The 11,800-nt window shown below is 44.4% G+C and carries 12 protein-coding genes, 1 rRNA gene and 1 riboswitch; of the genes, 3 read left to right on the top strand and 10 right to left on the bottom strand.

Features of this window, described 5'->3' with window-relative positions:
• Window positions 1–119, top strand: a 23S ribosomal RNA gene (locus tag GPK88_RS09995); the annotation flags it as partial.
• Between the two features lie 384 nt (window positions 120–503).
• Window positions 504–606: riboswitch (TPP riboswitch) on the top strand.
• On the top strand, window positions 603–1,301 hold the full coding sequence (locus GPK88_RS09990; RefSeq protein ID WP_173763128.1) for an energy-coupled thiamine transporter ThiT: 699 nt from the start codon (window positions 603–605) through the stop codon (window positions 1,299–1,301). It overlaps the preceding riboswitch by 4 nt.
• A gap of 140 nt (window positions 1,302–1,441) precedes the next feature.
• Here the strand turns inward: GPK88_RS09990 and GPK88_RS09985 are convergent, their stop codons facing one another.
• The 10 genes from GPK88_RS09985 to GPK88_RS09940 all read right to left on the bottom strand — a co-directional run bounded on the left by GPK88_RS09985 (window position 1,442) and on the right by GPK88_RS09940 (window position 11,157).
• A complete protein-coding gene (locus GPK88_RS09985; protein ID WP_215696598.1) occupies window positions 1,442–2,950 on the bottom strand; it encodes a recombinase family protein in 1,509 nt (502 codons plus the stop codon).
• A gap of 89 nt (window positions 2,951–3,039) precedes the next feature.
• Window positions 3,040–3,216, bottom strand: a complete 177-nt coding sequence (locus GPK88_RS09980) for a hypothetical protein (protein WP_004064269.1) — start codon at window positions 3,214–3,216, stop codon at window positions 3,040–3,042.
• 133 nt (window positions 3,217–3,349) lie between these two features.
• Window positions 3,350–3,553 carry a hypothetical protein gene (locus GPK88_RS09975; protein ID WP_118709570.1) on the bottom strand — a complete coding sequence of 68 codons (204 nt, stop codon included), beginning with the start codon at window positions 3,551–3,553 and terminating at the stop codon, window positions 3,350–3,352.
• A gap of 507 nt (window positions 3,554–4,060) precedes the next feature.
• A complete protein-coding gene (locus GPK88_RS09970; RefSeq protein WP_154259463.1) occupies window positions 4,061–4,483 on the bottom strand; it encodes an RNA polymerase sigma factor in 423 nt (140 codons plus the stop codon).
• 475 nt (window positions 4,484–4,958) lie between these two features.
• On the bottom strand, window positions 4,959–5,825 hold the full coding sequence (locus GPK88_RS09965) for a metallophosphoesterase (RefSeq protein ID WP_117515725.1): 867 nt from the start codon (window positions 5,823–5,825) through the stop codon (window positions 4,959–4,961).
• Between the two features lie 122 nt (window positions 5,826–5,947).
• Window positions 5,948–8,308 (bottom strand): ABC transporter permease, encoded by a 2,361-nt coding sequence (locus GPK88_RS09960; protein WP_175302095.1) that lies wholly within the window; start codon window positions 8,306–8,308, stop codon window positions 5,948–5,950.
• Window positions 8,292–8,987 (bottom strand): ABC transporter ATP-binding protein, encoded by a 696-nt coding sequence (locus GPK88_RS09955; protein ID WP_041254460.1) that lies wholly within the window; start codon window positions 8,985–8,987, stop codon window positions 8,292–8,294. The genes GPK88_RS09960 and GPK88_RS09955 overlap by 17 nt, the downstream gene beginning before the upstream one ends.
• Window positions 8,988–9,051: 64 nt before the next feature.
• Window positions 9,052–10,281, bottom strand: coding sequence for a sensor histidine kinase (locus tag GPK88_RS09950; protein ID WP_041253889.1), 1,230 nt, complete (start codon window positions 10,279–10,281; stop codon window positions 9,052–9,054).
• Entirely contained in the window at window positions 10,278–10,976 is a 699-nt protein-coding gene (locus GPK88_RS09945; RefSeq protein ID WP_012741667.1) for a response regulator transcription factor, read from the bottom strand. The genes GPK88_RS09950 and GPK88_RS09945 overlap by 4 nt, the downstream gene beginning before the upstream one ends.
• Window positions 10,969–11,157, bottom strand: a complete 189-nt coding sequence (locus GPK88_RS09940) for a helix-turn-helix domain-containing protein (protein WP_012741668.1) — start codon at window positions 11,155–11,157, stop codon at window positions 10,969–10,971. The genes GPK88_RS09945 and GPK88_RS09940 overlap by 8 nt, the downstream gene beginning before the upstream one ends.
• 281 nt (window positions 11,158–11,438) lie before the next feature.
• On the opposite strand from GPK88_RS09940, the gene GPK88_RS09935 reads away from it, so the two are divergent.
• Window positions 11,439–11,798, top strand: a complete 360-nt coding sequence (locus tag GPK88_RS09935) for a helix-turn-helix transcriptional regulator (protein ID WP_036626676.1) — start codon at window positions 11,439–11,441, stop codon at window positions 11,796–11,798.
• Window positions 11,799–11,800 lie beyond the last annotated feature (2 nt).

The raw sequence follows: 11,800 nt of genomic DNA, 5'->3' as shown, positions 1-11,800 counted from the left end.
TGAGATATCCCATTCTTATGAAGTAAACCCCCTTGAAGACGACGAGGTAGATAGGGCAGAGGTGGAAGTGTGGTAACACACGGAGCTGACTGTTACTAATCGGGTGAGGGCTTGACCAACCAGCCGAGGAAGCGGGCAGGAAGCAGCAGGAATGAATCGGAACAAGCTTGCTTGTGGAGAGGCATTCATGATGATTCCTGAACATTTGCGAAGCAAATGACATCGAACGACGGAGTCGTGAGATGACCCCCGCTGGAGTAGCCTACTAAACAGGCGATGCAGCTTTAGCTGCGAGCCCGTGAAAAAAGCTACAAATCGGCACGCAGGTAAAACTTGATTCAAAAACGATTAACAATCATCAATAACCACATGTATGTAGTTTTCAAGCTACAAGGGAAAGAGTAAAACAGGAGAGAAATCCACACACAGATTTCTTTCCTGTTTTTTCGTATACACAATTCCCACACACCCCCATTTACATCCCCCTCCCCATATGCTACAATAGGTAAGACCAAGGGAGCCTGACCAGGCTGAGAGGAGGCGCAAGCTTCGACCTTTGAACTTGATTTGGGTAATCCCAACGTAAGGAGGAGAGAAAGAGTATGTTTAATTTTCTTGTGACTGCCGAAGGCGGTCTCACAACGGCAGGATATGTCGTATCTGTGATTGCAGTTCTGATTCTGGTAATCCTGGTAGCAGCATTGCTTCAGAAAAACACATCCGCATTGAAACTCACCACACAGCAGCTGGTTACCTGTGCAGTAGCACTGGCACTTGCATATGTAACTTCCTACATTAAATTATTTAAACTGCCATTTGGTGGATCTGTAACTTTATTCAGTATGTTGTTTATTGTTCTGATCGGTTACTGGTACGGTGTTAAAGTAGGAATTCTCACAGGCCTTGTATATGGAATTTTCCAGTTTCTTCAGGAACCATATGTCCTTTCCTTTTTCCAGGTATGCTGTGACTATATCCTGGCATTTGGCGCAATGGGGCTTTCTGGGTTATTTACAAAAACCAAGAAACATGGACTTCTGAAGGCTTACGTTGTAGCAATCCTGGCAAGAGGTGCGTTCCATGCACTTGGTGGATACCTCTACTGGATGGATTATATGCCGGATAATTTCCCGAAATCCCTGACAGCATTATATCCGATCATCTACAACTACAGCTATATCCTTCTGGAAGGTGTACTGACCATCGTAGTGATTTCTATCCCGGCAGTATCCGGTGCACTTGGAAGAATGCGTGTGATGGCAACCGGCGGAAACCGGCAGACTGCAGCCACTGAAAAATAAAAAATGCATAAATAAAAAGGGATCATTTAAAATGTTGCGGTTCCTTTTTTATTGGGAAATTATAAAAAGTTAAATAAACATCGGTGTACAAGGGGTACAAACAAGATAAAATAGAAATGAGGGGCGATAGAGCGGAAATGTCAGATTTTCCACTCTATCTGAACATGGTCGCTGGTGGCCTTGATTGTAGAGATCAAGCCATCGGCGGCTTTTCTTTTGTCGTCAAAATCTATGCTCTCCCAGTTGTCGAGATAATAGGACAACTTCTTTATCTGCTGGGGAGATATGGTTTCAACGCTCAATTCGGCGATTGCCTTTGAAATGGTCTGGCGTCGGGTGTCCAGTTCTTCAATTTTTTTGTTAGCGTAGGCAAGCAAGGTCGCATTGGCTCCGGTCAGCGTATCCAGCAGCTTTTCAATTTCTGCCTCCACCTGTGCCAGCTCCACTTGATAGGCGGTCAGTTTCGGATTGACTTTTTCCTCTCTGCCGTGGAGTATCTGAAAGTCTTTGAATTTCTCCTGCATGGCCGAGAAAATGAATTGCTCAAATTCTTCTTTGCGGATTTTCCCGCAGCCCGGACAGCCTTTATTTTCCGTCCGTTTGGTACAGCGGAAATACCCGGTGCTGTTTGGCACATGGGTGGCTTTCAGCGCATACCCACAATGACCGCATTTGATTTTTCCGGCCAGCCAAGTGTTCTTCGGTTTCCGTCCCTGCTGGAAGGTGGTATTTGCCATAAGTTTTTTCCGGCATTTCAGCCATGTGTCAGAGGAAATGAGTGCTTTATGGGGAGCGATAACAAGTATCTGGTCTTTTAAGCACCTGTCCTTGTCCTCCTTCACATCCCGCCCCTGATAGAGATAGCAGCCGTTTGTTCCGGCAAAGTCAGAAGCGTCATTGACAATCGCTGCGCCCTGGCTCTTGAAAAATTCGTACAGCTCCAAATCGGCCTGTGCGTAAACCGGGTTTCTTAAAAGCTGGGAAAGAAATGTACGGAACATGGATTTGCCATAAATTTTTATATCATGTTCCTCGAAGTATCGGGTAATATCTCCGAAGGAGGTTTCCGGTTCAGCGTACATTTCAAACATCAGCCGTACATGGTCGGCGGCTATGGGGTCGGCAACCATTTTCTTTGTGCGAATACCCTCTACCACAGTAGGCTCTAACTGATAACCGTATGGTGCCTGTCCGCTCATGTGGAAGCCTTTCAGACACCGGGAATAGTAGGCGTCTGTGACACGCTTCTGAATTGTCTCACGTTCAAGCTGGGCGAATACAATGCAGATATTCAGCATGGCCCGGCCCATCGGGGTCGAAGTATCAAACTTTTCTGTGGATGATACAAACTCCACATCATACTCTTGAAACAGCTCCATCATCGTTGCAAAGTCCAGAATAGAGCGGCTTATACGGTCCAGTTTGTACACGATGACCCGCCGGACCTTTCCCTTGCGGATCTCGCTCAGCAGCTTTTGAAACTCCGGCCTGTCCGTATTCTTACCGGAATAGCCTTTGTCCTTGAATACCCGGCAGCTCCCACCTTTCAATTCATACTTGCAAAAGTCGATCTGACTTTCAATGCTGATACTGTCCTTGCGGTCTACTGACTGTCTTGCGTAAATACAATCTTCTCTGATAAATTCCATATTGGGCTCCTTTCCTTGTTGGAATGGAGCTACCAACCTTACAACTATATTATACCATCAGCAGCCCCGGACAACAATGTTGCGAATGATTAGGGAAATCTGTCCCCATATTTGCTGAACACATCATAAAGACAACGCTCAATTTCTTTTTTGCGCTGTGCTTTCTCCTTCGGGGGAAGTACCGGCGTGAGGCTTTCCAGCACAATGATTTTCCCTTGAAATGCGACAGACTTTGTTTCTCGTTCATAAGTGACAGCTTGCGTCATTGAAAACCTCCTTTGCGAAAGTGCGTGTATATGCCTGCCTTTCCCGCTTGTCCTGTGGGGAAATGTCAAAAGACGGCACCCAGCAGGTGCCGCCCTTTGAGCTTTCTCCACTTCGGGGCGATATGGCCCGAGGTCAGTAAGGACTGGAATGGTACTTTTCTTTGGCGTCCTCCACGCTGTTGAGGTCAAATACTTCATAAAGTTGCCCCACAACACGCCGTATATCCTTCTTTGAAAATCCGCAGTCCTCCATTGCCATAATGACATAGCCGCGGCAGGCGTCATTGCTCCATTCGTCCGTTTCCAAGCCGGGGATCATTCCAAACGCATTTCCCATAAAATGCTCCTTTTTTGAAAAGATGGGGAGCCACGCCGAATCGGTTGGCCTATCATCAGACAGCATTGCCGGGGACTCCCCATAGGTTTTCACTTCATTTCAGACACATCGGACGGACATAGGCTTCATGCCCCATAGTATTTCAACTCTCCCCATTCTGATGGCAAGGCGTTCTCATTGCCTGCGACGGCTCACGGCTTGCAAGGCCGCTTCAACGCTCGGACTGTGACTAAACGCAAGTATCCGGGTTCTGCGCCTGTTCCGGTGGAGCCAGCCTTGCCCCACCTATGGCATGGACCTGTTCGCTCGCTCAGTTTTACAAAGACTGTCTTCTCTGAAATCCGAGGTCATGGCGGGTCTGTCACACAGCGCGTTCCCCTTCGTATCCGGGTGTCTTTTTATTCAATTTTCAATCTGCATGAGGCTTGTCTGAACCTCGGGTCATTGTGATCCGAAGTGTTTTGCCTCTCATAAACCATTTCATTTTCCGGTCTAAATCGGTACGCCTTACAAAGAATTTTTCAAAATTTTTTCTAAGCGCCGCAGACCTCGCTCGATTGCGACACGAACCACTTTTTCATGGACGCCCTCTGCCCGGGCAATGTCCTGTTTGGTCATGCCGAGAATGAAATGAGCATAAATCCGTTTTGCCTGTTTGTTCGGCAGACTGGCAATCGCCGCATGAAGCTCCTGCATGGTCACTTTCCGCTCATACAGTTCATGGGGAGATAAGGCGACAAAGAGAGCTTCATGCTCCAGCCCGTCATCCCGATCAAGGGAATAGTAGGCTTTGTGGCGGTATGTACGCAGCCGGTAGGCAGCCTCTTTACGATCAAACTCTTTGAACATTTCTGCAACTTCTTCCGATACTTCCATGAAGCAATCCGATGTATAGAATGGGTAATAGTCCCGCAAATTGATAATAGCCATATTGACCTCCGTTTCGGTTGTTGGTTGACGAGTGACCGAAACGAAGGCGGCGGGGAGCGGCACCGGGGAATGACTTCGGGCCAACCTGACCCGAAGCAGCCCCATAAGAACACAAAAGCGCCCGGGCGGCATGAAGCCACACGGACGCATGAAATTACACATTCATTTATGTATTGTCTGATTTCACATTCATAACCAGACTGTCCCGGAGGGGGAGCTACGCTTTTTTTAGCTGGTGCAGATCATGGGTACTGTGAAAAAAGACAAAAATAGACACGGCGGCAATCCTCCTTATATGCCGCCGTGGATTTACACGGTATTAGGTCGTCGTTGGTTTAAGGTAGACGAAAAGAAACGGCGGCTCTGAAAATCAAAGCCGCCGTTTCAAATGGGCGTGTCAAATTGTCTGCTCTACGACGGCTTTTTTCTTTTGCCGTCGTGCGGCAGATCATTTCAATATTCGGTTGAAGTATCGTTATTCGGTGTTAAGTTCTACTAATACAACCTCTGGACGATTATTAAATCGGAATGGAATAATACTATTTCCAAGGCCGCGGCTAACAACCATATTTGTCTTTCCGTCTGTATAAAGGCCGGAATCATATTTAGGAAACAGCCCTTGATTGGGGGCAACGAGCCCCCCAATAAAAGGTAATCGAAACTGCCCTCCGTGTGCATGACCACATAAAACCAAATCAACACCACAGCATACATAGGTTTCAAATAACTCTGGCCGATGTGATAGCAGTATAGTGTAACTGTTTTCGTCATCAATAAGGCTATTCAATTTTGTGTTGACCATGGCTGGCGCTTCATTAAACATATCGCCCTTAATCGTAAAGTCAGAATCAGAAAGCCCGATAAGGGTAATCATTTCGTTGTTATGCACTAACTGTATTGCTTCATCTTCAAGGACAGTTACGCCAGACGCTTCAAGCCCTGTTTTGAATTGATCATAATGTGAGAAGTTAGCTTCGTGGTTTCCAGTTACAAAGTAGACAGGGGCTATTTGAACAGCTTGTTTTATAAAATCAAACGCAATCTCAATGTCTGTATGTCCAGCATCGATTAAATCTCCAGTTATCACAATAATATCCGGTTCGTGTTCAGACAGCAATTCTATCAATTCTGTATTGCTTTCTCCAAATTCAGCATTATGCAAGTCGGACACTTGTGCAATCCGAAAATTAGAAAAGGCAGATGCTATGCGATCGCTGGAGATATTAACCATACTTACCATCAATGCTGAATTGCCCCATATAGTATAGATTATCAAAACCAGCAGTATAGTTGTTAATACACAAATCTTCACCAATACTCTGGTGGAAAGGATTTTTTTCATTTTTTCCTCTCTTTCATCAACTTAATTATAAAAAAATCAGCTTACAAACAGGTGAATTTCAACTTACGAATTTGTAAGACAAAAGTGGGCGGCTTCTAAAGCCACCCGCTTCAAAAGTAGAATTACTGTGCGCTGATTGTATCAACAATGGACATATTGCGTATTCTCTTGATTGGCCCATGCACAGCCAGAATTACAGAGCTTACGACAATCAACAGAATAACAGCTACCTCTGGTAATGGAGGAGTCCAAGCATCCCCCCATCTATAACTTATCAACATTCCAAACAATAGCTTGTTACAAAACAGTCCCAACACCGTACCAACTACACCGCCGATTATGGTATAGGTGAAGGCTTCTGCAACAATCATTTTACTTAGCTGTCCCATGCTAACGCCGATAGCACGGAAAGCGCCATACTGTTTCAACCGTGCAGACACACTCATGGAAATACTATTGATTATGTTAAAAATTGTAATCATTGCAATTAGGACGAGGAATCCATAGATGAACAGCCAAAAACAATAGTAAGTTCCCATGGTACTGCTGTTACCCATGCGTTCATCAGCGAAAGTAAATGAGGAATCTACCATTTGGCGGATCACATAAACATCTTCGTCTGTTGTGCCTTTCACTAACTGCACATCAATAACCGTATATTTCGACTCGCCAGTAATTTGTTCAAATGTATCCTCTGAACAAATAATTGTTCCAACACCGGCGGCACTGTAAAACGGACAGTCGGACAACATTCCCACGATTTGGATTTCTTTACTTTGTCCGTTTGTATTCAACGATACAGTATCGCCTATTTGTATTGTGTTCTGCGAATTATAAACAATTAAGCCCGTCCCTAAATCAGTTTGCACAGATTCCAGAGAACCCTCTAATAAATAGTCCTTTGCCCAATCAAATTGATACTGCTCATAAGAGATTAAATCCATCTTTTTTTCAATACCGTTTGTGACAGACGGAACCTCGTATGCAAATTTTCTTCCATACGCTAAATCCACAACAGGATTTTCCTTTAGATCATCAAGTAATGCTTTGTCAATAGCACAGGCGTTATCAGGGCTTATGATAGATAAATCTGCTGTCCAAGGTTGGAGCGGTGTTAAGGTATGCTGCATGAACTCAACTGTTACAGAGAATGAAAGGAAAAGGATAATACTGAGAGCAAATGAGCTTGTCATCAAAAACAGATTTTTCCGATTTGCTTTTGCATGATAAATTCCAAGTGCTGTATCAATCTTAAGCAGTTGTGTATTAGCAGCATTTCTTGCAGGCTCCAAGTCGTTTGCATTACCGGAAACCGCTGCCAACGGAGATACTTTTGCTGCTTTCTTTGCCGGAGAATAGGCAGCGAACAAAACCGTTACCAAGCCCACAACGATTCCTGCAAGAATACTTGGTACGCTAAATCCGAATGTAGACATCGCTTTGAAAAATTCCGGACTTAGGAAACGCAAAATCGCACATAAGACCCAAATGACAACTATACCGATGGAAATACCCACAGGGATTGCCAAACGGCACCAACTAAGCGCCTCTTTCCGTACTAAGCGCATAATCTGTTTTGGTGTTGCACCGATACAGCGCATAAGGCCGAAAAATTCGGTACGCTGGGCTACATTGCTGTTCAGGCTGCTTGCAATCATCATAATACCAGCTAACATTACCAGTACAAACAATACAGCCGCAGCCAAGTAAACCTGTAACAAAAAGGGAACGCGGCTTTGTCCAAGCAATCCAAGCAGATTGTTGTTGGAAGATATTTGTTCATTCGATAAATTGCATTGTTCTTTCAAATCTGCAATTTTCCCTTGTATATTTCTTGTGTTTGCAAATTGAGTAAAAAACATAATGCCGTAATCATTCGGCTCCCCGTCTGATACATTCGGATAAATCGCGCAGTAATCCTCTGTGTTCAAAATGATGCCGTAGGAGTCGCCACTCATGATCGAGGCGGTATTATTCATAAATCCTGATATGGTAAAATTCAGTTTATCGCCATCAGGAGTTTCTACGGCAATGGGATCACCAATCGCAACACCCATTATCTGCTTTGCATTTTCAGTCACCAACGCTTCATTACTTGTCTGTGGAAAAACACCTTCTTCAAGTTGGTCAGTCCAGATTTCAGTTATATAGCTTTCATCACAACCGCATATCGCTACATCTTTTCCACCCAAAGTGTAGCCTAAATCTCCACGATAATTGAGTACGCCATACGGTGAAAATACTTCAATATCAGGGCGTGAAGCAATAATTGCTGCTTCTTCATTGCTGATATTCTTAATGGCAATATGCCAATTCCCAGACTCCTGCTGTGCCTGCAAAATCTGGCTGCGGATGAACATATCTGCCATTCCAAAAATAGTTGTAACCAGAAATACCGCCAGCACAATGCAGAAAATAGACATTCTGCTTTGCTTCTTGTGGATTTTTGCGGATATGGGAACAAGGTCAAGATAATGCTTCATTTGTTTTTCCTCCCAAATCCGTCAAAACGCCATCTGATACCCGGAACACCCGATCAACGGATGCAGTCAAATCCTTATTGTGGGTAATCATCAGGATTGTTTGCTGATAGCGACGGGACGCCTGCGTAAGCAGGGCGATAACATCCTGACTATTCTTGCTGTCCAGATTGCCAGTAGGTTCATCTGCCAGAATCAGTTTGGGCTTTGTGATTAACGCCCGGCCAATGGCAACACGCTGCTGCTGTCCGCCGGATAGTTGGCTCGGCAGGTGATGTCGACGCTCGGTAAGTCCCAAGAGTTCCAAAATTTCTTCTACTGCTGCCGGGTCTGGTTTGCGATAGTCCAAAAGAAGCGGAAACATGATATTCTGCTCCACATTCAGCTCGGAAACCAACTGAAAGGATTGGAAGATAAAGCCGATATTACGACGGCGGAAAATCGTGCGCTGTTCCTCTTTCATGGAAAACAGGTCTTGTTCATCAATCCAAATGTGGCCGGAAGTAGGGGTATCCAAAGCTCCAATACAGTTCAGTAATGTGCTTTTGCCAGAACCGGATTCACCCACAACGGCAGCAAATTCGCCTTTATCCAGGGAGAAGGAAACCTTCTTCAACGCTTCGACTTTCGCCTCACCCTTGCCATAAGTTTTACATAAATCTTGTACTTTTAATATTTCCATAGTCATCAGTACCTCCTTTCTCAAAAGGATAGCAAAAACAGCTTACAAGCAGGTGAATTTGACCTTACAGATCCGTAAGGAAAGATAGTGTAAACAGCGTACCTTTTCCGACTTCACTTTGTACGGAGATAACACCGTTTTGACCCTCAATAATGGACTTGGCAAGGGGAAGCCCCAGCCCGATTCCTTGTGTATCAAGGGAATGTTTGCTGCGATAAAAGCGTTTAAAGATATGGTAAATATCTTCCGGGACTATGCCGTTACCATTATCAGAAATAAAAATCCGAAACATAGCAGGAGTGCGCTCCCATGTAATACGGACAATACCGCCAGCTTGCGTGTGATCCAGTGCATTTTTTACAATGTTTCCAATCGCTTCACCTGTCCATTCCATGTCACAAATAAGCTGCTGTTCACCATCGCCATCTATCTGAATCTGCTTGCTTTCGCTTTTAGCCCTGGTGGTTAGGTCATTGACTGAATGAGCTATCAGCTCGGACACACGGCAACTTTTTTTCTCAAAAATGATGTTTCCCGTATCCAGTCGGGTTATCTTCAACATGGATAAGATTAACTGCTCCATACGCTTTAGAGAAATACCCATCTTCGCCGCAAACTGTTTGACCGTTTCTGCATTTTCTGGCTCACTTTCAATGATCTCCTGATACATAGTGAGGGCTGCCAGAGGCGTTTTGAGCTGGTGAGATATATCGGATATGGTGTCTTTCAAAAACTCTTTTGCTTTACGTTCTGTTTCATTTTTGGATTGGAGCATAGTTGCAAGCTGTTCTATCGAAGAAAACACTTGGTAGATAGCCCCCTCATAATTCTGCGGTAAATGACAAGAGTAATCCCCGTTGATGTAATTTAGCAATATTCTGTCGACCTGTTGATACAATCGCTTCCTTTTCCAGAAAAAAATAAATATTCCTATGGCAAGCACAAAGAGAAAAAATAGCACAGTGCATAGCATGGCGCAGAAAGCGGAACGCTGAAATTGATTGAAATAAGGCCGCATACTGCTTTCTGACTGTTTTCCCAAACCCGCAGCCGCTAATAATGACCTACCATCGTCGCTGATGTCTGTGTTCGTAAAGGCAACTGCAACCACTTCTTTCGGAACACCCTGTTCCAAAAGTGAGGATGAAACCGCTTCATCATGTTTGAGCCATAGGACTTCCGCATCGTTCACCTGATAAATAGTCAAAACGGTTGCTGTACCTACAAACAGCAGAGCAAACAAAGTCAAAAATAGCAGGAACCCTTTAATCTGTCTATCTTGGTACAAACTCATATAGACACCTCTTTCCATTGGTAGCCGAACCCACGAATGGTTATAAGGTGTTCTGGATGGGACGGATTGGTTTCCACTTTTTCACGAAGCCGCCGTACATAGACGGACAGGGTATTATCATCAACAAAATTTCCTGTATCATCCCACAGCTCATTTAGAATGATGTCCCTTGTCACAACGCGATTTGCGTTTCTTACCAGCAGACAAAGCAAACGATATTCGGCGCTTGTCAAATCCAATGCTTTTCCCTTTAAGGTTGCACGGCTACCCAACAGATCAATGGTAATGTCGCCACATTCCATAGAAGTGTTTTTTTCGCTTTTGGAAACTCCGGCCCGACGCAACAGCGCCCGGATGCGGGAACACAATTCCCCCAGTTTGAAAGGCTTGGTGATATAATCGTCCCCACCGCTATCTAATCCACGAATTATGCTGACTTCTTCATCCGATGCAGTCAGGAATATAATCGGTATCTGCTGATTTTCTTTTCTTACTCTTTCGCATACGTCAAATCCTGTTCCATCTGGCAGAGTAACATCCAAAATCAATAAATCGTATCGGTCGAGTTCGGATAAGTATTGTTTTGCTTCACATACTGTACGGGCAACTTCAACATCAAATTCATTCTTTTTCAAAGAGTAGACCAAGCCATCTATTAGACTGACATCATCCTCCAATAGCAATATTCTATTCATGTTTTAATTCCTTTCCTTGTTTTGTCCTCATATCCACAGGTTTCTCCGCGTCTTTCGGGATCAACCAGATTGTAGCCATCTTCACAGCGCCGGGAATACGGCCACCGGCGCAATAATAGTTTATCCGTCGAGGGGTCACGCCCCACTTTTCGGCAGCCTCTTTCAATGTCATATAGTCCATTTCGCACCTCCACAGGATATATTATTAGGGTTGAGCAAAACGCGCGTTTTGCAAAGTTGAGTCACAATATATAGAGCTCAAATGAGCTGGATAGTACTATTTAATGTATAGCCTTATGAGCAAATCGGAGTTTTGCTCAACCCTATATATTATAGTTCTCTGCCTCGAATAATACAAGTTAGAGCCTACACGGACACGAAATAAAATACTACTTAATGTAAAATTTCATTACATTCTCATAATCCAACCCGAAATGTAGAATGATATAGGGTGATATGAAAATGAACCAAGATGAAAGAAGGTTTGACTTCCACGGCCTCGGGGCGGCTCTCAAACGAGCCAGAGAAGAAAAGGGATGGACACAAGCCTATGTTGCGGAATTAGTAGACCGTGACTCCCGTACCATTATGAATATTGAGAACAAAGGTCAGTATCCCAGCTTCGACCTTTTTGTTAAACTCATTACTATGTTTGACGTTTCAGTTGACCAGTTTATTCATGCGGACGGAGGGGCAAGGTCAAGCTCTTGCAGAAAGCACATTGATGTTCTTCTAAACTCCATGAATGAAAAAGAGCTTGTCGTGATAGAAGCCACAGCCGAAGGCATTAAGAAAGCCAGAGAAACGGAGGTTCCAGAATAAGG

This window comes from Blautia sp. MCC269, assembly GCF_018785655.1.
GTDB lineage: Bacteria > Bacillota > Clostridia > Lachnospirales > Lachnospiraceae > Blautia_A.
The sequence above is the reverse complement of the archived record's forward strand: the minus strand, read 5'-3'. Positions and strand labels throughout refer to the sequence as shown.

Coding starts and splice junctions, on each gene's coding strand:
- GPK88_RS09990 (WP_173763128.1), top strand. CDS start 603: ATGTTTAATTTTCTTGTGACTGCCGAAGGCGGTCTCACAACGGCAGGA.
- GPK88_RS09985 (WP_215696598.1), bottom strand. CDS start 2,950: ATGGAATTTATCAGAGAAGATTGTATTTACGCAAGACAGTCAGTAGAC.
- GPK88_RS09980 (WP_004064269.1), bottom strand. CDS start 3,216: ATGACGCAAGCTGTCACTTATGAACGAGAAACAAAGTCTGTCGCATTT.
- GPK88_RS09975 (WP_118709570.1), bottom strand. CDS start 3,553: ATGGGAAATGCGTTTGGAATGATCCCCGGCTTGGAAACGGACGAATGG.
- GPK88_RS09970 (WP_154259463.1), bottom strand. CDS start 4,483: ATGGCTATTATCAATTTGCGGGACTATTACCCATTCTATACATCGGAT.
- GPK88_RS09965 (WP_117515725.1), bottom strand. CDS start 5,825: ATGAAAAAAATCCTTTCCACCAGAGTATTGGTGAAGATTTGTGTATTA.
- GPK88_RS09960 (WP_175302095.1), bottom strand. CDS start 8,308: ATGAAGCATTATCTTGACCTTGTTCCCATATCCGCAAAAATCCACAAG.
- GPK88_RS09955 (WP_041254460.1), bottom strand. CDS start 8,987: ATGGAAATATTAAAAGTACAAGATTTATGTAAAACTTATGGCAAGGGT.
- GPK88_RS09950 (WP_041253889.1), bottom strand. CDS start 10,281: ATGAGTTTGTACCAAGATAGACAGATTAAAGGGTTCCTGCTATTTTTG.
- GPK88_RS09945 (WP_012741667.1), bottom strand. CDS start 10,976: ATGAATAGAATATTGCTATTGGAGGATGATGTCAGTCTAATAGATGGC.
- GPK88_RS09940 (WP_012741668.1), bottom strand. CDS start 11,157: ATGGACTATATGACATTGAAAGAGGCTGCCGAAAAGTGGGGCGTGACC.
- GPK88_RS09935 (WP_036626676.1), top strand. CDS start 11,439: ATGAACCAAGATGAAAGAAGGTTTGACTTCCACGGCCTCGGGGCGGCT.